Origin of the sequence: Klebsiella sp. D-Nf1 (assembly GCF_002810515.1) — a bacterium.
Taxonomy (GTDB): domain Bacteria; phylum Pseudomonadota; class Gammaproteobacteria; order Enterobacterales; family Enterobacteriaceae; genus Klebsiella; species Klebsiella variicola.
On sequence record NZ_PIOK01000004.1, the window covers coordinates 178,483 to 201,222 of the forward strand.

The 22,740-nt window shown below is 56.8% G+C and carries 14 protein-coding genes; 9 read left to right on the forward strand and 5 right to left on the reverse strand.

Annotated features, from left to right (window positions below):
- Positions 1-60: 60 nt before the first annotated feature.
- Positions 61-1,152 (reverse strand): porin OmpC, encoded by a 1,092-nt coding sequence (locus CWM54_RS17565; RefSeq protein ID WP_061153822.1) that lies wholly within the window; start codon positions 1,150-1,152, stop codon positions 61-63.
- A 771-nt stretch (positions 1,153-1,923) separates the two neighbouring features.
- Here CWM54_RS17565 and rcsD point away from each other — a divergent pair.
- Entirely contained in the window at positions 1,924-4,581 is a 2,658-nt protein-coding gene (gene rcsD / locus CWM54_RS17570; protein ID WP_100697989.1) for a phosphotransferase RcsD, read from the forward strand.
- Positions 4,582-4,596: 15 nt separating this feature from the next.
- Positions 4,597-5,247, forward strand: coding sequence for a response regulator transcription factor RcsB (gene rcsB, locus CWM54_RS17575; RefSeq protein WP_004201684.1), 651 nt, complete (start codon positions 4,597-4,599; stop codon positions 5,245-5,247).
- Between the two features lie 45 nt (positions 5,248-5,292).
- On the opposite strand, the gene rcsC is transcribed toward rcsB, so the two are convergent.
- Complete coding sequence (gene rcsC, locus CWM54_RS17580) at positions 5,293-8,133, reverse strand: two-component system sensor histidine kinase RcsC (protein ID WP_100681035.1); 2,841 nt, start codon at positions 8,131-8,133, stop codon at positions 5,293-5,295.
- 131 nt (positions 8,134-8,264) lie between these two features.
- Positions 8,265-10,898 carry a DNA topoisomerase (ATP-hydrolyzing) subunit A gene (gene gyrA / locus CWM54_RS17585; RefSeq protein WP_012967527.1) on the reverse strand — a complete coding sequence of 878 codons (2,634 nt, stop codon included), beginning with the start codon at positions 10,896-10,898 and terminating at the stop codon, positions 8,265-8,267.
- 146 nt (positions 10,899-11,044) lie between these two features.
- Between gyrA and ubiG the strand changes: the two genes are divergently transcribed.
- The 4 genes from ubiG (at position 11,045) to yfaE (ending at position 15,890) form a co-directional block, all read left to right on the forward strand.
- On the forward strand, positions 11,045-11,773 hold the full coding sequence (gene ubiG, locus CWM54_RS17590; protein WP_100681036.1) for a bifunctional 2-polyprenyl-6-hydroxyphenol methylase/3-demethylubiquinol 3-O-methyltransferase UbiG: 729 nt from the start codon (positions 11,045-11,047) through the stop codon (positions 11,771-11,773).
- Positions 11,774-12,118: 345 nt separating this feature from the next.
- Complete coding sequence (gene nrdA / locus CWM54_RS17600) at positions 12,119-14,404, forward strand: class 1a ribonucleoside-diphosphate reductase subunit alpha (RefSeq protein ID WP_061153818.1); 2,286 nt, start codon at positions 12,119-12,121, stop codon at positions 14,402-14,404.
- A 101-nt stretch (positions 14,405-14,505) separates the two neighbouring features.
- The gene (nrdB, locus tag CWM54_RS17605) at positions 14,506-15,636 is read left to right on the forward strand and encodes a class Ia ribonucleoside-diphosphate reductase subunit beta (protein WP_061153817.1); all 1,131 of its coding nucleotides are present in this window, start codon (positions 14,506-14,508) and stop codon (positions 15,634-15,636) included.
- Positions 15,636-15,890: a class I ribonucleotide reductase maintenance protein YfaE gene (gene yfaE / locus CWM54_RS17610; protein WP_002913017.1), complete on the forward strand. Its 255-nt coding sequence runs from the start codon at positions 15,636-15,638 to the stop codon at positions 15,888-15,890. The genes nrdB and yfaE overlap by 1 nt, the downstream gene beginning before the upstream one ends.
- A 93-nt stretch (positions 15,891-15,983) precedes the next feature.
- Here the strand turns inward: yfaE and glpQ are convergent, their stop codons facing one another.
- Positions 15,984-17,051: a glycerophosphodiester phosphodiesterase gene (gene glpQ / locus CWM54_RS17615; RefSeq protein WP_100697991.1), complete on the reverse strand. Its 1,068-nt coding sequence runs from the start codon at positions 17,049-17,051 to the stop codon at positions 15,984-15,986.
- 9 nt (positions 17,052-17,060) lie between these two features.
- Positions 17,061-18,407, reverse strand: a complete 1,347-nt coding sequence (glpT, locus tag CWM54_RS17620) for a glycerol-3-phosphate transporter (protein ID WP_100631088.1) — start codon at positions 18,405-18,407, stop codon at positions 17,061-17,063.
- 271 nt (positions 18,408-18,678) lie between these two features.
- On the opposite strand from glpT, the gene glpA reads away from it, so the two are divergent.
- Genes glpA through glpC form a run of 3 tightly spaced genes read left to right on the forward strand, consistent with a single transcriptional unit; the run spans position 18,679 to position 22,725 of the window.
- Entirely contained in the window at positions 18,679-20,301 is a 1,623-nt protein-coding gene (gene glpA / locus CWM54_RS17625) for an anaerobic glycerol-3-phosphate dehydrogenase subunit A (protein WP_061153814.1), read from the forward strand.
- Positions 20,291-21,550 (forward strand): glycerol-3-phosphate dehydrogenase subunit GlpB, encoded by a 1,260-nt coding sequence (glpB, locus tag CWM54_RS17630; RefSeq protein WP_100697993.1) that lies wholly within the window; start codon positions 20,291-20,293, stop codon positions 21,548-21,550. The genes glpA and glpB overlap by 11 nt, the downstream gene beginning before the upstream one ends.
- On the forward strand, positions 21,547-22,725 hold the full coding sequence (gene glpC, locus CWM54_RS17635) for an anaerobic glycerol-3-phosphate dehydrogenase subunit GlpC (protein WP_100697995.1): 1,179 nt from the start codon (positions 21,547-21,549) through the stop codon (positions 22,723-22,725). Before glpB ends, glpC begins: the two co-directional genes overlap by 4 nt.
- Positions 22,726-22,740: the final 15 nt, after the last annotated feature.

Here is a 22,740-nt window from a genome sequence, read left to right on the forward strand (position 1 = left end):
AGGTTAAACCAGACATAAAAAAAGGCGCCAGAGGCGCCTTTTTGTTGTGCAGCTTGCGACTTAGAACTGGTAAACCAGGCCCAGTGCAACCACGTCGTCGGTAGAAACACCGGCGTTGCGGGTGAAGCTGTTGTCGTCCAGCAGGTTGATTTTGTAGTCAACATAGGTGGACATGTTTTTGTTGAAGTAGTAGGTCGCGCCAACATCAACATATTTCAGGAGGTCCTGGTCGCCGTAGCCTTCCAGATCCTTACCTTTAGACTGCAGGTAAGCAACGGACGGACGCAGACCGAAGTCGAACTGGTACTGAGCAACCACTTCGAAGTTCTGTGCTTTGTTAGCAAAGCCCAGGGAGCCGGCGCGGGTCGCGTTGTAGGTCTGGGTGTACTGAGTCGCCAGGTAAACGTTGTTCGCGTCGTATTTCAGACCACCGGTGTAGGTTTCAGCGTTGTCGCCGTTACCCAGAACCAGGTTGTTCTGATCGTCGGTACGTTTAGAGTGAGAGAACGCGAAACCAGCGCTGATGCCATCAAAGATGTCATAAGTTACAGAAGTACCGTAGCCGTCGCCGTTCTGTTTCTGCGCGCCACGACCGTTGTTGGTCGCGCCTTCGCCGCTGACGCTGCCGTTTTTACCCTGGTACTGCAGAGCAAAGTTCAGGCCGTCAACCAGACCGAAGAAGTCAGAGTTACGGTAGGTTGCTACGCCGTTAGCACGGGACTGCAGGAAGTTGTCAGAACCGTAGGTGTCGCCGCCGAATTCCGGCAGAACGTCGGTCCAGGACGTTACGTCGTATACCACGCCGTAGTTACGACCGTAGTCGAAAGAGCCCGCGTCGCCAAATTTCAGACCGGCGAATGCCAGACGAGTCCATGCCTGATCGCTGGAGCTTTCAGTGTTGTTCGCCTGAACGTTGTATTCCCACTGGCCGTAACCGGTCAGCTGGTCGTTGATCTGAGTTTCGCCTTTAACGCCTACACGCATGTAGGTCTGGTCGCCGTCTACGCTCTTGTCGTCAGAGAAGTAGTGCAGGCCATCGATTTTACCGTACAGGTCTAATTTGTTGCCATCTTTGTTATAAATTTCAGCCGCATTTGCTGCGCCTGCTACCAGCAGAGCCGGTACCAGGAGGGACAGTACTTTAACTTTCATGTTATTAACCCTCTGTTTGTTATATGCCTTTTATTATGCCACTGCTTACTGATTACCCTTCTAATCAGTCGGCTATTTCATTGTGCTGCAAAATGCAGAATAATCCAACAAGAATATGATACTAAAACTTCTAAGATGTTTCAAAATGCCCACAAGATGTTTCAATTTGTAAATTTGGCGGAACTTTTTGCACCGCAAAATGGTCTGGGAAATACGCACTAATAATCAAAAAAAATATTTAACCATTTAGAATCAATCACATACATAGAAATAACCCTATAGCACTGAATGGTAAAACAAAACTATCATTGGTGACTAAAATAACAGTCGCTATCATCATTAACTTTATTTATTACCGTCATTCAGTTCTGAATGTCTGTTTACCCCTATTTCAACCGGATGCCTCGCATCCGGTTTTTTTTACCCTTCTTTACACAACTTTAATTTATCTGTGCTACAGCCAAAGATTCCCTAACGACTATTAATCAATCAATTAGCTTGTTAGTTGCTCTTATTCAGCCAATGTCTTGTTATTTCGTGCGATTCTTATCCCCACATTTTGTCAATATCGCTACTGGTCGGCGTTGATGGCGCGGTTTCATTTGCGCTTCGATTCTAAGATAATTCCTGGAGGGTATCGCGCCGCTGGCACCATTCTGTAGTATGGATTTACGCCATTAGCCTTTATACTGCCTGCAGCATCTGCTTTGTTGCCAGTTACTCTGGCGCTACATCCTGTTTACAAACAATGATGAGTCGTTCAGCCACAAGATGACCCCGAAAAAATTCTCCCTGATCCCCGGCAACATCAGCCGCTTCTTCATTTTGATGGTTATTGTCCTGCTGGCGACGATGGGGGTGATGATTCAAAGTGCCGTCAATGCCTGGCTGAAAGAGAAGAGCTATCAGGTGGTTGATGTCTCCCACGCCTTGCACCAGCGCATTGACACCTGGCGCTATGCCACCTGGCAGATTTACGACAATATCGCCGCGACCTCGGCTAACGCTTCGAGCGGTGGCTTGCAGGAGACGCGTTTAAAACAGGACGTCTACTACCTTGAGAAGCCCCGGCGTAAAACCGAAGCGCTGATTTTTGGCTCCCACGACAGCTCGACCCTCGAGATGACGCAGAAAATGTCCGATTATCTCGATATTTTGTGGGGCGCGGAGACCATCCCATGGTCGATGTACTATCTCAATGGTCTGGACAATAGCCTGATTCTGGTCTCAACCCTGCCGTTGAAGGACCTCTCCTCAAGCTTTAAAGAGTCAACGATCAGTAGCGTGGTGGAATCCCGGCGCGCGGAGATGCTGCTGCAGGCCAATACCCTTGATGAGCGCGAGACCTTCTCGCCGCTGCGCCATCTCGCCTGGCAGAACGCGCACTACTTTACGTTACGCACCACCTTCAACCAGCCCGGACACCTGGCCACCGTGGTCGCTTTCGACCTGCCGATTAACGATCTGATCCCGCCGGGCATGGCGCTGGACAGCTTCCGTATTGAGCCAGACCCGTCGCAAAACCTTGCCACCAATCCTGACAAAGAGACCACCGACCATATCGGGATCACTTTTAACGGCATGCAGATTGAAATCGCCACTGATATCAGCACGACCGGTATGCAGTTACTCTGGACGGTACCGCTGAGCAGCATGCTGCTGGCCGCCCTGCAGAATATTCTTCTGCCGCTGCTGCTCAACATCGGCCTGCTGGCGCTGGCGCTGTTTGGTTTTACCACCTTTCGTCACTTTAAAGGACGCAGCAGTCCGTCTGGCGCCGGGCTCCCTTCCGCCGCCAACAGCGAACTGCGTCTGCTGCGCGCTATTAATGAAGAGATTGTTTCTTTGCTACCGCTGGGGCTGCTGGTCCACGATCAGGAAGCCAACCGAACCCTTATCAGCAACCCTATTGCCGACCACCTGCTCCCGCATCTGAATCTGCAGAACATCACCAATATGGCGGACCAGCATCAGGGGGTGATTCAGGCCACCGTCAACAATGAGCAGTATGAAATCCGCCAGTATCGCAGCCAGGTCGCGCCGCGCACGCAGATCCTGATTATCCGTGACCAGGACCGTGAAGTGCTGGTCAATAAAAAGCTCAAGCAGGCCCAGCGCTTGTATGAGAAAAACCAGCAGGGCCGGGCGGCCTTTATGCAGCACATTGGCAGCGCCCTGAAGCAGCCCGCGCTGACTCTGGCGGCAGAGGCGGCGGCGCTCGACAGCGCAGAGAACCGGATGCTGGCGCAGCATGCCGATGAGCTGGTCAAACTGATTGATGACATTCAGCTTGCTAATCTGCTGGAAAGCGACACCTGGAAAACCAGCCAGGCGCTGTTCTCCGTTCAGGCGCTGATTGACGACGTCGTGCCGGAGGTGCTGCCAGCAATGAAGCGCAAGGGTTTACAGTTGCTTATCAATAACGCGCTCCCTGCCGGTGAGCAGCGCTACGGCGACCGTGAAGCCCTGCGACGCACACTGGTGCTGTTAATCCAGTATTCCATCACCACCACGCCTATCGGCAAGATCACCCTCGACGTTTGCCAGGACGAGTCGGCCAGCGATCGTTTGACCTTCCGCATTCTGGATACTGGCAACGGCGTCTCGGCGAACGAGATCGATAATTTGCACTTCCCGTATCTCAACGCGACCCAGAGCGATCTGTACGGCAAAGCAAACGCCCTCACCTTCTGGCTGTGCGACCGCATGACGCGCAAACTGGGTGGGCAGTTGACCATCAAAGCGCGGGAGTCGCTGGGGACTCGCTATACCCTGCATCTGAAAATGCCGGCCAGCGAAGAGGCGCCAGAGGCGGGCGAACATCTGCTGGATGACGTTATCGTCCTGCTGGATGTGACCTCCAGTGAAGTGCGACGGATTGTCACCCGCCAGCTGGAGAGCTGGGGCGCGTCCTGCATCACGCCGGACGATCGGGCGACAAGTCAAGCGTTCGATCTGTATTTAACGGATAATCCGTCTAATCTTACTGCTTCGGGCTTGCTTTTAAGCGATGATGAGGTCGGGATACGCAAGATCGGCCCGGGACAACTGCGGGTCAACTTTAATATTAGCACGGCGATGCAGGAAGCTATCCTGCAGCTTATTGAGCAGCAGCTGGCGGAGGAGGCGGTTCAGCCCGCCACCTCAGGAAACGAGAGTAACGCCGAACTCCATGCCAGCGGCTATTACGCACTGTTTGCCGATACGGTACCGGATGATGTTCAGAGATTGTATACTGAAATCGAAGCGGGCGATTTTGCTGCTCTGGCGCAAACCGCCCACCGCCTCAAAGGGGCATTTGCTATGCTTAATCTGATACCCGGCAAGCAGTTATGTGAAACGCTTGAGCATCTGATTCGCGAAAAGGATGCGCAAGGCATAGAAAAATATATCAGCGACATTGACGCTTACGTCAAGAGCTTGCTGTAGAAGGTAGCCTTATACATGAACACTATGAACGTAATTATTGCCGATGACCATCCGATCGTACTGTTCGGTATTCGTAAGTCACTTGAGCAAATTGAGTGGGTGAACGTCGTTGGCGAGTTTGAAGACTCCACGGCCCTTATCAACAATCTTCCGAAGCTGGACGCCCATGTGCTGATCACCGATCTGTCCATGCCCGGTGATAAATACGGCGACGGGATCACGCTGATTAAATACATCAAGCGCCACTTCCCGGATCTGTCGATCATTGTTCTGACCATGAACAACAACCCGGCGATCCTCAGCGCGGTGCTGGATCTGGATATCGAAGGGATCGTCCTCAAGCAGGGGGCGCCGACCGACCTGCCAAAAGCGCTGGCCGCGCTGCAGAAAGGGAAGAAATTCACACCGGAAAGCGTCTCTCGTCTGCTGGAAAAAATCAGCGCCAGCGGCTATGGCGATAAACGCCTGTCGCCGAAAGAGAGCGAAGTGCTGCGTCTGTTCGCTGAAGGCTTCCTGGTGACCGAGATCGCCAAAAAGCTCAACCGCAGCATCAAAACCATCAGTAGCCAGAAGAAGTCGGCGATGATGAAGCTGGGCGTGGAAAACGACATTGCGCTGCTGAACTACCTCTCCTCCGTCTCGCTGAGCTCTACGGATAAAGAGTAATCCCTTTGCTTTCTCCGTCTCGCCCCGGCGAGACGGAGTTCCTCGTTATTCCCGCCCTTTACGCACCCGCGCCGCATACACCGTCAGCGTTTGCTTCAGCACGTCGAGGGTGACCGGCTTGGACAGGCAGCTGTCCATCCCCGATTCCAGACAGCGCTGCTTCTCTTCCGCCAGAGCATTGGCGGTGACGCCGATCACCGGCAGCGTCAGGCCAAGCTGACGAATGCGCTGCGTCAGACGATAACCATCCATATTAGGCATGTTGACGTCGCTGAGCACGATATCGATATGCTGTTTGCTAAGTACGTTGAGCGCGTCGACCCCGTCGTTAGCGGTCACGCACTGGTAGCCGAGCGATCCCAGCTGATCCGCCAGCAGACGGCGGTTAATCGGGTGATCGTCGACCACGAGGATCATCATGTCGTCGTTATTACCGATCTGCGCGTCCGGCGCCATCAGCGCCCGGCTATTCTCCGCGCTGTCGAGGGCGACGTGGAAAATACGCCCCAGCAGCGGCAGCAGTTCATGCGGCGTCGTCACGCTGTGCAGCCACTCACCGGCGGCTCGCTCCTGCGGGATGCCGATATGGCGGCGGCAGAAGATGACCATCGCACTTCCCCGCCAACCCGCCTGCGCTTCATCGTCAGTCAGCAAGACATCGTCGGCATCCGGCGTTTCTCCGGCATGGCGGCGTACCGACAGGCCGTGATAGCTGAGCAGCGACGTGACGAACATCGCCAGCGAGGTATTATGGATTGCCAGCCAGCAGGTCTTGCCAGCGAAACCGTCCGCCGTCACCTGCGGTGTATTCTGCACGCCATACAGCGGGATACGGATGGTAAAGCGGCTGCCCATCCCCGGCTCCGTTTCCACGGCGATATCGCCATCCATCATGCTGATCAGCTTTTCACAGATCGCCAGGCCAAGGCCGGTGCCCTGGAAGTTTCGCTGCACGCCGGTCCCCACCTGGAAGAAGGGGTCGAACAGGCGCAACACCTCTTTCGCCGGGATCCCCTCCCCGGTATCGCGGACGCTAATCTGCAGATAATCCCCCGCACACTGGACGTGCAGGATAATACAGCCGGTGTCGGTGAACTTGATTGCATTGCTTAGCAGGTTAGAGATCACCTGCTGCAGGCGCATCGGGTCGCCGGACATCTGCTCCGGGACATCCGGCTCGATAAAGCAGTACAGACCCAGCTGCTTGCGTACCACCAGCGGCAGATAGTTGGCAGAAATATGGTTCATCACTTCACGTGGGGAAAACTCCCGCGGCTCGATCTTCAACTGTTCAGACTCGATTTTCGAGAAATCGAGAATATCGCTGATGATTTTCAGCAGCAGGCTGGAAGAGTTGTTCATCGCCGTCACCAGGCGATCAACGCCCTTCGGCAGGGCCTTCGTCTGCAGTAGATCGAGGTTACCGATGATGCCGTATAGCGGGGTACGCAGCTCATGGCTGACGGTCGCGAGGAACATCGATTTCGACTGGCTGGCCTGTTCAGCCGCCTGGGCCATCTCCTGCAGCGACTCCTCCATTTTCACGCGGGCGGAAACGTCCACCAGCACGCAGATGGCGACGTTTTCATTGCGATAACGCGAATGGACAAAGCTAATCTGCAGGTTGGTATGGTTGCTGGTCAGCACATCGACAAAGTTGACCTGCTGGCCGCAGATAATCTGCGTCAGCCGCTGGCGATCCTCATGGGTCAGCATGTTCAGATAGTTGTGCGCCAGCTCGTTACTGAGAATATTGGTCCCGTCGACGGTGCGCAGAATACAGATCCCCACCGGGGCGGAGGCCACGATTTTGCGGTTGAACTGTTCATGCTCTTCCAGTCGCTGAGCATCATTTTCCGCCGGGATAAAAATGCGCCGCTCATACATTCGCGCCAGCGCAAACAGCATTGCCCCGGTCAGGATATTGAGAATGATGGCGTTGATGATGAGCATGCGGATCCGCTCCAGCACCTGGTCTACCGAAACGGAATAGACGATGCTTAAGGAGGACGGCGCCAGGCTTTTTTTCAGCACCAGCTCGCGAAAGCCGGCGCTGTAGCCAAACCACATCCGCTCCTGCATCCACTTCGCTTCGCTCTGGATTTTGCCTTCCGCGCCGGCCAGCGAGATCAGCGGCTGGCCGTTATCGTCAAAAATCGTCACGCTCATCGGCAAACTGCCCGGCGTGAAGAAGCTTTCCATACGGATGGTCTGCTCCACGCCGAGCATCGCCTGCAGACGGTTGGCCATATAGACCGGGGTCAGGGCATAAAAGTAGCCCACGCCGGGACGCACGCCCTGGCTTATCCAGAACAGGTTGTTGCCGCGCTCGTTTTGCGGCGCGTTGCGATATTGCTCAATGCGCTGATGCAGGACTTTCAGCGCCTGATCGCGCTCAATCGGCACATCCCGCAGGCCAAAGTTGGCCATGCAGAGGTTATCGCTGCCAATGAGAAAGATGCGGTTAAGGTCGTAGGCAGCGGTAAAATTATCCCGCCAGTAGCGCATAAACCACGCCAGCGATTGCAGCGAATTACGCCAGGTGGTGCTCATCGCGCTGCAATCGGAATCAGGGTACAGGGGTTCAAAGTTGGGCACTGCTATATCGCTATTTTGCCCTTGCGCTACCGCATCCCCTGCCGACAGGCGGTTACCGGCGACGTACTTCAGCTCTTTAATCACATCCGCCGTACGCTGAATATAGCGCTGGGCCTGATCGGCATTGAGATTGAGCTCCTGATGGATCTCGGCTTCCCGCTCGTGCAGGGCATTGACGATATAGAACACAGAGACAAACGCAATCAGCAGCCACAGTAATACCGCCAGCGCTCTGAACAGATAACGTGAAACCTTCAGGGTTGTATGAAACGAGGCAAGATATTTCAATGTGGCGATGCTCGGCCGTCAGGGACTCAACAGAATGGGGTTAAAGTAGCGGTAAACCAGCTTTGCCGCAATGTTAATGCAAAAAGGGCCGGGAGAATACCCGGCCCTTTCAGAACATTTACCTGCGACGATTACTCTTCGTCTTCGGCGATGTCGTCATCGGTATCCGCTTCCGGGGCGATATCGTCATCGCCTTCCGCTACGCTACCGTCGATGGCATCCAGTTCTTCGTCGTCCACCGGCTCTGCCACGCGCTGCAGACCCACCACGTTTTCATCTTCCGCGGTGCGGATGAGGATCACGCCCTGGGTGTTACGGCCCACGATGCTCACCTCGGAAACGCGGGTACGAACCAGCGTCCCGGCGTCGGTGATCATCATGATCTGATCGCAGTCATCCACCTGCACGGCGCCCACCACGGAACCGTTACGCTCGGTGACTTTGATCGAGATAACGCCCTGAGTGGCACGCGATTTGGTCGGATACTCCGCCGCTGCGGTACGTTTACCGTAACCGTTTTGCGTTACCGTCAGGATGGCGCCTTCGCCGCGCGGAATAATCAGCGAGACAACGCTGTCATTTTCCGCCAGCTTGATGCCGCGTACGCCGGTGGCGGTACGGCCCATGGCACGAACGGCGTCTTCTTTGAAGCGTACGACCTTACCGGCCGCGGAGAACAGCATCACTTCGTCCTGACCGGAGGTCAGATCGACGCCGATCAGCTCATCGCCTTCGTTCAGATTGACCGCGATGATACCGGCGGAACGCGGACGGCTGAACTCGGTCAGCGCGGTTTTCTTCACGGTACCGCTGGCGGTCGCCATAAAGACGTTGACGCCCTCTTCGTACTCGCGGACCGGCAGGATGGCGGTGATACGCTCATCGGCTTCCAGCGGCAGCAGGTTGACGATCGGACGACCGCGCGCGCCGCGACTGGCTTCCGGCAGCTGATAGACCTTCATCCAGTACAGACGACCGCGGCTTGAGAAGCAGAGGATGGTGTCATGGGTGTTGGCCACCAGCAGGCGGTCAATGAAGTCTTCTTCTTTAATGCGCGCTGCTGACTTGCCTTTGCCGCCACGACGCTGTGCTTCGTAGTCGGTCAGCGGCTGATACTTCACATAGCCCTGATGCGACAGGGTGACCACCACGTCTTCCTGGTTGATCAGATCTTCGATGTTAATATCAGCGCTGTTGGCAGTGATTTCGGTACGACGTTCGTCGCCGAACTGGTCGCGGATCAGCTCCAGCTCTTCGCGAATCACTTCCATCAGACGGTCGGCGCTGCCGAGAATGTGCAGCAGTTCCGCGATCTGCTCCAGCAGCTCTTTATATTCGTCGAGCAGTTTTTCATGCTCAAGGCCGGTCAGTTTCTGCAGACGCAGATCCAGAATCGCCTGGGCCTGCTGCTCGGTCAGATAGTATTTACCGTCGCGCACGCCGAACTCTGGCTCCAGCCATTCCGGACGCGCAGCGTCATCACCGGCGCGCTCCAGCATCGCCGCAACGTTACCGAGATCCCACGCCTGGGCAACCAGCGCCACTTTCGCTTCTGCCGGGGTCGGCGCGCGACGGATCAGTTCGATAATCGGGTCGATGTTGGCCAGCGCAACGGCCAACGCTTCGAGGATATGCGCCCGGTCGCGTGCTTTGCGCAGTTCGAAAATCGTACGGCGGGTCACCACTTCGCGGCGGTGGCGTACAAACGCGGCGATGATGTCCTTCAGGTTCATGATCTTCGGCTGACCATGGTGCAGAGCAACCATGTTGATGCCGAAGGAGACCTGCAGCTGGGTCTGGGAATAGAGGTTGTTGAGCACCACTTCCCCTACCGCATCGCGCTTCACTTCAATCACGATGCGCATCCCGTCTTTATCAGACTCGTCACGCAGCGCGCTGATGCCTTCCACGCGTTTTTCTTTGACCAGCTCGGCGATTTTCTCAATCAGGCGCGCTTTGTTCACCTGATACGGAATTTCGTGCACGATGATGGTTTCGCGGCCGGATTTCGCGTCCACTTCCACTTCCGCGCGCGCGCGGATGTAGACTTTACCGCGACCGGTGCGGTAGGCCTCTTCAATGCCACGACGGCCATTAATAATGGCGGCGGTCGGGAAATCAGGGCCTGGAATATGCGCCATCAGCCCTTCAATACTGATGTCTTCATCGTCAACATACGCCAGACAGCCGTTAATCACTTCCGTCAGGTTATGCGGCGGTATGTTGGTGGCCATCCCTACCGCGATCCCGGAGGCACCGTTCACCAGCAGGTTAGGAATTTTGGTCGGCATGACGTCCGGAATACGCTCCGTACCGTCATAGTTGTCGACGAAATCGACCGTCTCTTTTTCAAGATCGGCCATCAGCTCATGAGCGATTTTCGCCAGACGAATTTCGGTATAACGCATCGCCGCGGCGGAGTCGCCGTCGATGGAACCAAAGTTACCCTGGCCGTCCACCAGCATGTAGCGCAGCGAGAACGGCTGTGCCATACGGACGATGGTGTCATATACCGCGGAGTCGCCGTGCGGGTGGTATTTACCGATTACGTCACCAACGACACGGGCTGATTTTTTATAGGCTTTGTTCCAGTCATTGCCCAATACGTTCATGGCGTAAAGTACGCGACGGTGTACCGGCTTCAGGCCATCTCGGACATCCGGCAGCGCACGGCCAACAATGACCGACATCGCGTAATCCAGATAAGAGTTCTTAAGCTCTTCCTCAATGTTGACCGGTGTAATTTCTCTCGCAAGGTCGCTCATCTAACCGCTATCCCTCTACTGTTTCCCGGATTCAAAGGTCGCAAATTATAACACAGCCGCGCTAATAGAGGTAAAGCAATACGGTTTATTCATGGCGCGCTGCTGATATACTCACAGGTCTGAACAGAAAAGGAGTAAAAGCGCCCATGAATGCCGAAAAAACGTCGGTAGCCCCTAACGTCGATCATGCTGAAATCGCCAAATTCGAAGCCGTCGCCTCGCGCTGGTGGGATCTGGAGGGCGAGTTCAAACCGCTCCACCGCATCAACCCGCTGCGGCTGGGCTATATCGCCGAACGCTCCGGCGGCCTGTTCGGTAAAAAAGTCCTCGATGTCGGCTGCGGCGGCGGCATTCTCGCCGAGAGCATGGCGCGCGAAGGTGCGACGGTCACCGGACTGGACATGGGTGCCGAACCGCTGCAGGTCGCGAAACTGCACGCCCTGGAGAGCGGTATTCAGGTGGACTATGTTCAGGAAACGGTTGAGGAACATGCCGCGAAGCATCCGCAGCAGTATGACGTCGTGACCTGCATGGAGATGCTGGAGCACGTCCCCGATCCACAGTCGGTGGTGCACGCCTGCGCGCGGCTGGTGAAGCCCGGCGGCCAGGTCTTCTTCTCCACCATCAACCGCAATGGCAAGGCCTGGCTAATGGCGGTGGTGGGCGCGGAATACGTCATGAAGATGGTGCCCAAGGGCACTCATGATGTGAAGAAGTTTATCAAACCGGCCGAACTGCTGAGCTGGGTAGATCAGACTACTCTGAAAGAGCAGCATATCATCGGTCTGCATTACAATCCGCTGACCAACACCTTCAAGTTAGCGCCGGGGGTTGATGTTAACTATATGTTGCACACCACCGCCCAACAGGACTGAGGTCAGCACCTGCGCTTATGATGATTGCGCGGCATCAAGCCGCGTGATTATTTCTTCCGATGAAGAAATCAGCACTCGATCAAATTTTCATTTTTTTTTCTGTTTTATTGACTTCTTCTCCAGGCCTTATGCGACGTGGACTTGAGGATTATTACCCTTCCGCAACCTCAATTTAACGTCAAAATCAACCCTTGTACTCAAAAGATTCCTTACTAAAATAACTCACCATATAGCGTTCTTTTTATCGACAACCCCCTACATATAGTATTTATCCACAGAGTTAGTCACAACGGCCTTCTGTGGATAAACGGGGGATATTTTCTTTCACGGACAGGTAAAATCCACATGAATCAGAGTCTGCTGGTGACAAAGCGCGACGGGACCACCGAGCGCATCAATCTCGACAAAATCCATCGCGTACTGGATTGGGCGGCAGAAGGACTGAATAACGTTTCGATCTCCCAGGTAGAACTGCGCTCCCATATCCAGTTCTATGACGGCATCAAAACCGCGGACATCCACGAAACCATTATTAAAGCCGCCGCGGACCTGATCTCCCGCGACGCGCCGGATTACCAGTACCTCGCCGCGCGTCTGGCGATTTTCCATTTGCGTAAAAAAGCCTTCGGCCAGTTTGAGCCGCCGGCGCTCTACGATCACGTGGTGAAGATGGTCGAGAAGGGTAAATACGATCATCATCTGCTGGAAGACTACACGGAAGAAGAGTTCCAGCAGATGGACGGTTTCCTCGATCACTGGCGCGATATGAACTTCTCTTACGCGGCCGTTAAGCAGCTGGAAGGCAAGTACCTGGTACAAAACCGCGTTACCGGCGAAATTTACGAGAGCGCGCAGTTCCTCTACATTCTGGTCGCCGCTTGCCTGTTCTCTAACTACCCGCGCGAAACGCGTCTGGACTACATCAAGCGTTTCTACGACGCGGTGTCCACCTTTAAAATCTCGCTGCCGACGCCGATCATGTCCGGCGTGCGTACCCCGACCCGTCAGTTCAGCTCCTGCGTGCTGATCGAGTGCGGCGACAGCCTGGATTCCATCAACGCCACCTCCAGCGCGATTGTGAAATACGTTTCCCAGCGCGCCGGTATCGGTATCAACGCCGGCCGCATTCGCGCGCTGGGCAGCCCGATCCGCGGCGGCGAAGCCTTCCATACCGGCTGTATCCCGTTCTACAAACACTTCCAGACCGCGGTGAAATCCTGCTCGCAGGGCGGCGTTCGCGGCGGCGCGGCGACCCTCTTCTACCCAATGTGGCATCTGGAAGTGGAAAGCCTGCTGGTGCTGAAAAACAACCGCGGTACCGATGCCAACCGCGTTCGTCACATGGACTACGGGGTGCAGATCAACAAGCTGATGTATACCCGTCTGCTGAAGGGCGGCGACATTACCCTGTTCAGCCCTTCCGATGTCCCGGGCCTGTATGACGCCTTCTTCGCCGATCAGGACGAGTTCGAGCGCCTGTACACCCAGTACGAGCAGGACGACAGCATTCGCAAGCAACGTATTAAAGCCGTTGAGCTGTTCTCGCTGATGATGCAGGAGCGCGCCTCTACCGGTCGTATCTACATCCAGAACGTCGACCACTGTAACACCCACAGCCCGTTCGATCCGGTGGTCGCCCCGGTGCGTCAGTCTAACCTGTGCCTGGAAATTGCCCTACCGACCAAACCGCTGGAAGACGTCAACGATGAAAACGGCGAAATCGCGCTGTGCACCCTGTCGGCCTTCAACCTCGGCGCTATCGACAGCCTCGACGAGCTGGAAGAGCTGGCGGTACTGGCGGTGCGTGCCCTGGATGCGCTGCTCGACTATCAGGATTACCCGATCCCGGCCGCCAAACGCGGCGCGATGGGCCGCCGTACGCTGGGCATCGGCGTGATCAACTTCGCTTACTATCTGGCGAAGCATGGCAAACGCTACTCCGACGGCAGCGCCAACAACCTGACCCACAAAACGTTCGAAGCGATTCAGTACTACCTGCTGAAGGCCTCCAACGAACTGGCTATCGAGCAAGGCGCCTGCCCGTGGTTCAATGAAACCACCTACGCGCAGGGCATCCTGCCGATCGATACCTATAAGAAAGACCTGGATGCGATCGTCAGCGAATCCCTGCATTTCGACTGGGAGCAACTGCGCGAATCCATTAAAACCCACGGTCTGCGTAACTCCACGCTCTCCGCGCTGATGCCGTCCGAAACCTCTTCGCAGATCTCCAACGCCACCAATGGCATTGAGCCGCCGCGCGGCCACGTCAGTATCAAAGCGTCCAAGGACGGTATCCTGCGCCAGGTGGTGCCGGATTACGAAAACCTGCAGAACGCCTACGAGCTGCTGTGGGAAATGCCGAACAACGACGGTTATCTGCAGCTGGTCGGTATCATGCAGAAGTTTATCGACCAGTCTATCTCTGCCAACACCAACTACGATCCGACGCGCTTCCCTTCCGGAAAAGTGCCGATGCAGCAGTTGCTCAAAGACCTGCTCAACGCCTATAAATTCGGCGTCAAAACGCTGTACTATCACAACACCCGTGATGGCGCAGAAGATGCTCAGGATGACCTGGCACCGTCTATCCAGGACGATGGCTGCGAAAGCGGCGCTTGTAAGATCTAAGTTATTTTTGCCGGGTGGCGCTACGCTTACCCGGCCTACGATTTTGTAGGCCCGGCCAACGCAGTGCTACCGGGCAATACATTTCAACAGGACTCACTTCAATGGCATACACCACTTTTTCACAGACGAAAAACAATCAGCTACTTGAGCCGATGTTTTTTGGCCAGCCGGTTAACGTGGCCCGCTACGATCAGCAAAAATATGACATCTTTGAAAAGCTGATTGAAAAGCAGCTCTCTTTCTTCTGGCGTCCGGAAGAAGTCGATGTTTCCCGCGATCGCATCGACTACCAGGCGCTGCCGGAACATGAAAAACATATTTTCATCAGCAACCTGAAGTACCAGACGCTGCTTGACTCCATCCAGGGCCGCAGCCCGAACGTCGCGCTGCTGCCGCTGATCTCCATCCCGGAGCTGGAAACCTGGGTGGAAACCTGGGCCTTCTCCGAGACCATCCACTCGCGCTCCTACACCCATATCATCCGCAACATCGTCAACGATCCGGCGACCGTGTTCGACGATATCGTGACCAATGAGCAGATCCAGAAGCGTGCGGAAGGTATCTCTCACTATTACGATTCGCTGATCGAAATGACCAGCTACTGGCACCTGCTGGGCGAAGGCACCCACACCGTCAACGGTAAAACCGTGACCGTGAATCTGCGCGAGCTGAAAAAGAAACTGTATCTGTGCCTGATGAGCGTTAACGCCCTGGAAGCAATCCGCTTCTACGTCAGCTTCGCCTGCTCCTTCGCTTTCGCCGAGCGCAAGCTGATGGAAGGCAACGCCAAAATTATCCGCCTGATCGCTCGCGATGAAGCGCTGCACCTGACCGGCACCCAGCATATGCTGAACCTGCTGCGCTCCGGCAGCGACGATCCGGAGATGGCGGAAATCGCCGAAGAGTGCAAACAGGAGTGCTATGACCTGTTCGTGCTGGCGGCGCAGCAGGAGAAAGAGTGGGCGGACTATCTGTTCCGCGACGGCTCGATGATCGGCCTGAACAAAGATATTCTCTGCCAGTACGTCGAGTACATCACCAATATCCGCATGCAGGCGGTGGGCCTCGATCTGCCGTTCCAGACCCGCTCCAACCCGATCCCGTGGATCAATACCTGGCTGGTCTCCGATAACGTCCAGGTGGCACCGCAGGAAGTAGAAGTCAGCTCGTATCTCGTGGGCCAGATCGACGCTGAAGTCGACGCCGACGACCTGAGCAACTTCCAGCTGTAATGAAGCGGATTTTCCTGAAAATTTCTGACACTCGCCTTGAGTGTCAGGATGAACACCCTTCCCTGCTGGCGGCGCTGGAGTCGCATAATATCGACGTGGAGTATCAGTGCCGTGAAGGCTATTGCGGTTCCTGTCGCACCCGTCTGGTCTCCGGCCAGGTTGACTGGCTGACCGAGCCGCTGGCGTTTATCCAGCCGGGAGAGATTTTGCCCTGCTGCTGCCGGGCGAAAGGGGATATTGAGATCGAGATGTAAGTGTTGTCGATGTGTGCGGCCTGATGCCCTCACCCCGGCCCTCTCCCATAGGGAGAGGGGGAAAACATAAAAGGGCCTTACGGCCCTTTTGTTTTATTTCGCGTTCAGAAACTGCACCGCTTTATCCGGGAAATCGGTAAACAAGCCGTCGACGCCCGCCTGGTGATACAGCACGTCATAGAGCTGATTAACGTTAGTGGCGTACTCCGGCAACTGATCCGCACGCACGGTATAGGGATGCACCTGCAGATGGCTGGCATGCGCCTCTTTCACCATCGCCGTCAGCTTCACCGCGTCCGGCTTCGAGCCTTCCGCTACCAGCATATGGTAATCCGGGCCGATACCGTCGGCGTACTGCGCGATCTGCGCCATCGCTCCCGGCTTAAACATCCAGTCGTAGCTATAGTTCACCCATTTGCCATCTGCCTGTTTCTGCTGGGTTTCATTCCAGTCGGTATAGGCGATGAGCTGCACCAGATTGAGATCCATACCCATCTTCGGTTCCAGCTCATTTTTAATGCGCTTCAGCTCGTTGGCGTCAAAACACTGCAGATAGACCTTATCCTGCTTGCTGGTATAGCCATATTCCTTCAGCACTTTTAGCGTGCTGGCAGCAATATCTTTGCCTTCCTGATGATGGAACCACGGCGCTTTGATTTCCGGGTAGATACCGATATTTTTGCCGGTCGAGTGGTTCAGCCCCTGGACAAATTCAATCTCTTCTTCAAAGGTATGAATGCGGAAATCAGATTTGCCCATCGGGAAACGGCCAGGATAGGTTTGCACGTTCTTGCCCTCTTTCGGCTCAAAACCTTCGGTAAACTTCAGCGTTTTAATCTCAGCCAGGGTAAAGTCGATGGCGTAGAAACGGCCATCTTTACGCGCCCGCTGCGGGAAGCGCTGGGCCACGTCAGTCACCCGATCGAGATAGTGGTCGTGCAACACCACCAGCCGGTCGTCTTTGGTCATCACCAGGTCTTGCTCAAGGTAATCCGCTCCCTGGGCGTAGGCCATCGCCTTCGCCGGCAGGGTATGTTCCGGCAGATAGCCGCTGGCCCCGCGGTGCGCGATGACCATTTTCTCTGCTGCGACGACACTGGAGCACAGCGCCGAACCGGCGAGGATCATGCCGCTCATCAGCGCGGTTAATTTCATGTTCATCATCGCCCCTTAAGCTTGTTTCAGCTGTTGGTGATGGCGACGTTCACCGAGCATCACGATAACCAGCAGGATAACCGCCAGCACGCTGCCGCCGATCATCACCATAAAACCGCCGTCCCAGCCAAAGAAGTCGACGGTATAGCCGACGATGGCGCTCGCCGCTACGGAACCGCCGAGATAACCGAACAGACCGGTGAAGCCCGCAGCGGTGCCGGCAGCTTTTTTCGGCGCCAGTTCCAGCGCATGCAGACCGATCAGCATCACCGGGCCGTAAATCAGGAAGCCAATGACGATCATACAGGCCATATCGACGCCCGGATTACCCGGCGGGTTGAGCCAGTAAACAACGGTGGCGATGGTCACCAGGGTCATAAAGAACACGCCGGTGGCGCCGCGGTTGCCTTTAAACACTTTGTCCGACATCCAGCCGCACAGCAGCGTGCCCGGGATCCCAGCGTATTCATAGAGAAAGTAGGCCCAGGAGGATTTATCCAGCGCGAAGTGCTTCACCTCTTTCAGATAGGTTGGCGACCAGTCCAGAATGCCGTAGCGCAGCAGATAAACGAAGACGTTAGCCACCGCGATGTACCACAGCAGCTTGTTCGGCAGAATGTATTGCATAAAGATCTGCTTCGCCGTCAGCTCTTCTTCGTGCTTTTCGCTATAGTCATCCGGATAGTCGTTTTTATACTCTTCAATCGGCGGCAGACCGCAGGACTGCGGGGTATCGCGCATCATCGCAAAGGCAAAAATCGCCAGCAGGATCGCGCCGAACGCCGGCATATACAGCGCCGCGTGCCAGTCGTTAAACCACGCCATCCCCAGCAGGAACAGCAGCGGCGGAATACCGCCGCCGACGTTATGCGCACAGTTCCACACCGAGACAATTCCGCCGCGCTCTTTCTGCGACCACCAGTGCACCATGGTCCGCCCGCACGGCGGCCAACCCATCCCCTGGAACCAGCCGCACAGGAACAGCAGCACGAACATGATCATGATGCTGGAGGTGGCCCACGGGACAAAGCCCATCACCAGCATCACCAGCGCGGCGAGGATCAAGCCGGCCGGCAGGAAAATGCGCGGATTCGAACGGTCAGAGACCGAGCCCATGATGAATTTCGAAAATCCGTAGGCGATGGAGATGCCGGAAAGGGCGAAACCGAGGTCGCCACGGGAGAAGCCCTGCTCAATCAGATAAGGCATCGCCAGGGCAAAGTTCTTACGAACCAGATAGTAAGCGGCATAACCAAAAAAGATGCCAATGAAAATCTGCCAGCGTAATCGACGATACAGCGGGTCGATCTCCGCTGCTGGCAAACGCGCTTTATGCGCGGCGGGTTTAAAAATACTTAACATATCAGCCTCCGTGGCCCTTGCTGTTTTCTACTGACGTCACGACAAAATCCCAGATTAATCACCCACTTCAAATATGGTCGCGATGGTAGGCAATACGTAGAGTTGATACTGTGAAACATCGCACAATTTGTTACAGAAATATGACAAAACGTTCCATTGTGAGCACAAAATCACATAACACGCTCAAATAACGCGCGAATATGCTCGAAATCAAACAATAACCTTACCGATTGTGGCTAAATGGCGTTAAACGAAAGCAGAGGAGCTGAAGATGACGGGACGCCTTGATAGCGAGGTCATTATCATCGGCGGCGGGGCAACCGGCGCCGGCATTGCCCGCGACTGCGCCCGACGCGGATTACGGACGCTATTAATTGAGCGCCATGATATCGCCACCGGGGCCACTGGCCGTAATCATGGGCTGCTGCACAGCGGCGCTCGCTATGCGGTGACCGACAACGAATCTGCCCGCGAATGCATCAGCGAGAACCGTATCCTGCGCCGCATCGCCCGCCACTGCATCGAACCGTCCGGCGGTCTGTTTATTACCCTGCCTGAAGATGACCTGGCGTATCAGCAGACTTTTATCAGCGCCTGCCAGCAGGCCGGCATTGAAGCTACCCCGCTCTCCCCGCAGGAAGCGCTGCGCCGGGAGCCCGCCGTCAACCCGACGCTGCTGGGCGCGGTGCAGGTTCCGGACGGCACCATCGACCCGTTTCGCCTCACGGCGGCCAATATGCTCGACGCCCGCGAACACGGCGCGCAGATCCTCACCGGCTGCGAAGTGACCGGCCTGCTGCGCCAGGGCGATCGCGTCTGCGGCGTCCAGGTATATGACCGTCAACTTCACCAGGCGCGTACCCTACACGCCGGGGTGGTGGTCAATGCCGCCGGGATCTGGGGACAGCGCATTGCGGAATATGCCGACCTGCGCATCACCATGTTCCCGGCGAAGGGATCGCTGTTGATCCTCGACCACCGGATTAACAACCTGGTGATCAACCGCTGCCGTAAGCCGGCCGACGCCGATATTCTGGTGCCCGGGGATACCATCTCGCTGATCGGTACCACCTCAATGCATATTCCTTATGACGACATTGACGACAACCGGGTAACGACGGCGGAAGTCGATACCCTGCTGCGCGAAGGCGAAAAGCTGGCGCCGGTCATGGGCCGCACCCGGATCCTCCGCGCCTACTCCGGCGTCCGCCCGCTGGTGGCCAGCGATAACGATCCCAGCGGGCGCAGCGTCAGCCGCGGCATCGTCCTGCTGGACCATGCCCAGCGTGACGGTATGGAAGGCTTCATTACCATCACCGGCGGCAAGCTGATGACCTATCGCCTGATGGCCGAGTGGGCCAGCGACGCCGTCTGTCGTAAGCTGGGAAACACCACCCCTTGTTCCACGGCCGAGACCCCGCTGCCCGGTTCACAGGAGCCAACGGAAAGTACCCTGCAAAAAATTATCTCCCTCCCCACCCCGCTGCGCGGCTCCGCCGTCTACCGTCACGGCGATCGCACTCCGGCCTGGCTTGGCGACAGCCGCCAGCACCGTAGCCTGGTCTGCGAATGCGAAGCCGTTACCGCTGGCGAAGTGAAATACGCGGTGGAAAACCTGGCGGTCAACACCCTGCTCGACCTGCGCCGCCGCACCCGGATTGGCATGGGCACCTGCCAGGGGGAACTCTGTGCCTGCCGCGCTGCCGGACTGCTGCAGCGCTTTAACGTCACCACGCCCGCGCAGTCGTTAACCCAGCTCTCGGCGTTTCTCAATGAACGCTGGAAGGGCGTTCAGCCCATCGCCTGGGGCGATGCACTGCGCGAAAGCGAATTTACCCGCTGGGTCTATCTCGGCCTGTGCGGACTGCCACAGGAGCACCAGGATGAAGTTTGATTGCGCAATTGTCGGCGGCGGGCTCGCCGGCCTGTTATGCGGGCTGGCGCTGAATCAGTACGGCCTGCGCAGCGTCATCATCAGCCGCGGGCAGAGCGCGCTGCATTTTTCCTCCGCGTCGTTAGACCTGCTCTCGGTGCTGCCCAACGGCGATAACGTTACTGACGTCGCGCAGGGGCTTCAGCAACTCGCTGAACAGCTTCCTGAACACCCTTATTCCCGGCTCGGCGCCGAGGCGGTACTCGAATACGCGACACAGACCGAAGCCCTGTTGGCCGCCTGCGGCGCGGTGATGCAGGGCGACGCGCGCCAGCCTCACCGACGGGTGACGCCGCTGGGGACGTTGCGCCCGGCATGGTTGTCACCACAAGAGGTTCCGCAGGCGCCACTGCCGCAGCAAGGCGTCTGCCTGGTGGGGATCAGCGGCTTTGCCGATTTTCAGCCGCATCTCGCCGCCGCTGCACTCGGGCAAACCGGCATCACCGCCGTGGCGGCGGAAATCGAACTACCGCTGCTGGATGTGTTGCGTGACAACCCCACCGAGTTTCGCGCCGCCAATATCGCCCGCGTGCTGGATGATGAGAATCTATGGCCGGCCCTGCATGCAGCGCTGCTGCCGCTGGCGCAGCAGCATGACCTGCTGATCATGCCCGCCTGTTTTGGCCTCGCCGACGATCGCCTGTACCGCTGGCTGCAGACGCGCCTGCCCTGCCCGCTGCGTCTGCTACCGACGCTGCCGCCTTCGGTTCCCGGAATGCGTTTGCATTCTCAGCTGCAACGCCAGTTCATTCGCAGCGGCGGCACCTGGCTTGCTGGCGATGAAGTGGTGAAAATCAGCCATCGACAGGGCGCCGTCGAGGCCGTCTGGACGCGAAATCACGGCGATGTCGCGCTGCGTCCGCGTTTCACCGTGCTGGCCAGCGGCAGCTTTTTCAGCAACGGTCTTGTCGCCACTCGCGATAGCGTGCGCGAGCCGATCCTCGGCCTCGATCTGCAGCAGACCCTGCCACGGGAAAGCTGGTACCAGCGCGATTTCTTCGCCTCACAACCGTGGCAGCACTTCGGCGTGAAAACCGATGCCCTGCTGCGCCCCCTGCTGGGCGGGCAGCCGTTCCATAATCTGTTTGCCATTGGCTCATTGCTCGGCGGGTTCGATGCCATTCAGCTCGGCTGTGGCGGTGGCGTCTGCGCCGTCACCGCGCTGCACGCCGCCAGACAGATCCACGCCCTTGCCGGAGGCCGGCCATGAACGATACCCGTTTTGAAAGCTGCATTAAGTGCACGGTCTGTACCACCACCTGCCCGGTAAGTCGGGTCAATCCACGCTATCCCGGCCCGAAACAGGCAGGGCCGGACGGCGAACGCCTGCGTCTGAAGGATGGTGCGCTGTACGACGAGGCGCTGAAGTACTGCATTAACTGCAAGCGCTGCGAGGTTGCCTGCCCGTCGGATGTGAAAATTGGCGATATCATTCAGCGCGCCCGGGCACAGTACGGCCAGCAAAAGCCAACCCTGCGCGACGCCATCCTCAGCCATACCGACCTGATGGGCACCCTTTCCACTCCCTTTGCCCCCCTGGTCAACGCCACGACCGGTTTAAAACCGGTGCGCCGCCTGCTCGACGCGACGCTCAACATCGACCACCGGCGCACACTACCGAAATATGGCTTCGGCACCTTCCGCCGCGCTTACCGCCAGCTCGCGGCCAGACAGGCGCAGTACCGCGAGCAGGTGGCCTTCTTTCATGGCTGCTACGTCAACTATAACCACCCGCAGCTGGGTAAGGATCTGATCCGCGTCGTCAACGCGCTGGGTACCGGCGTGCAGTTGTTATCGAAGGAAAAATGCTGCGGCGTGCCGCTGATCGCCAACGGCTTTTTTGACAAGGCGCGTAAACAGGCGCAGAGCAACGTCGCCGCGATGCGGGAAAACACGCTGCCGATCATTGCCACCTCCTCGACCTGCACCTTTACGCTACGTGATGAATACCCCCATCTCCTCGATGTCGACAACAGCGATCTCCGCGATCGGGTGGAGCTGGCCACCCGCTGGATCTGGAAACAGCTGGATGCCGGCAAGACGCTACCGCTGCGCCGGCTGCCGCTGAAGGTGGTCTATCACACCCCGTGTCATATGGAGAAAATGGGCTGGTCGCTGTATACCCTTGAGCTGCTGCGGCTGATCCCCGGCCTGCAGCTGGAGGTGCTGGATTCACAGTGCTGCGGCATCGCGGGCACCTACGGGTTTAAAACTGAGAATTATGCGGTATCCCAGGCTATCGGCGCCCCACTGTTCAAACAGATTGAGGAGAGCGGGGCCGACATCGTCGTGACCGACTGCGAGACCTGCAAATGGCAGATTGAGATGTCCACCAGCAAACGCTGCGAGCATCCGCTGACGGTACTGGCGCAGGCGCTCGCCTGAGCCCAGCGCCAGCCT

Excerpts from the sequence above, each read along its gene's own strand:
- CWM54_RS17565 (WP_061153822.1), bottom strand. The coding sequence starts at position 1,152 with ATGAAAGTTAAAGTACTGTCCCTCCTGGTACCGGCTCTGCTGGTAGCA.
- glpT (WP_100631088.1), bottom strand. The coding sequence starts at position 18,407 with ATGTTAAGTATTTTTAAACCCGCCGCGCATAAAGCGCGTTTGCCAGCA.
- glpB (WP_100697993.1), top strand. The coding sequence starts at position 20,291 with ATGAAGTTTGATTGCGCAATTGTCGGCGGCGGGCTCGCCGGCCTGTTA.
- gyrA (WP_012967527.1), bottom strand. The coding sequence starts at position 10,898 with ATGAGCGACCTTGCGAGAGAAATTACACCGGTCAACATTGAGGAAGAG.
- yfaE (WP_002913017.1), top strand. The coding sequence starts at position 15,636 with ATGAAGCGGATTTTCCTGAAAATTTCTGACACTCGCCTTGAGTGTCAG.
- nrdA (WP_061153818.1), top strand. The coding sequence starts at position 12,119 with ATGAATCAGAGTCTGCTGGTGACAAAGCGCGACGGGACCACCGAGCGC.
- ubiG (WP_100681036.1), top strand. The coding sequence starts at position 11,045 with ATGAATGCCGAAAAAACGTCGGTAGCCCCTAACGTCGATCATGCTGAA.
- rcsB (WP_004201684.1), top strand. The coding sequence starts at position 4,597 with ATGAACACTATGAACGTAATTATTGCCGATGACCATCCGATCGTACTG.
- glpC (WP_100697995.1), top strand. The coding sequence starts at position 21,547 with ATGAACGATACCCGTTTTGAAAGCTGCATTAAGTGCACGGTCTGTACC.
- glpA (WP_061153814.1), top strand. The coding sequence starts at position 18,679 with ATGACGGGACGCCTTGATAGCGAGGTCATTATCATCGGCGGCGGGGCA.
- rcsD (WP_100697989.1), top strand. The coding sequence starts at position 1,924 with ATGACCCCGAAAAAATTCTCCCTGATCCCCGGCAACATCAGCCGCTTC.
- glpQ (WP_100697991.1), bottom strand. The coding sequence starts at position 17,051 with ATGAACATGAAATTAACCGCGCTGATGAGCGGCATGATCCTCGCCGGT.
- nrdB (WP_061153817.1), top strand. The coding sequence starts at position 14,506 with ATGGCATACACCACTTTTTCACAGACGAAAAACAATCAGCTACTTGAG.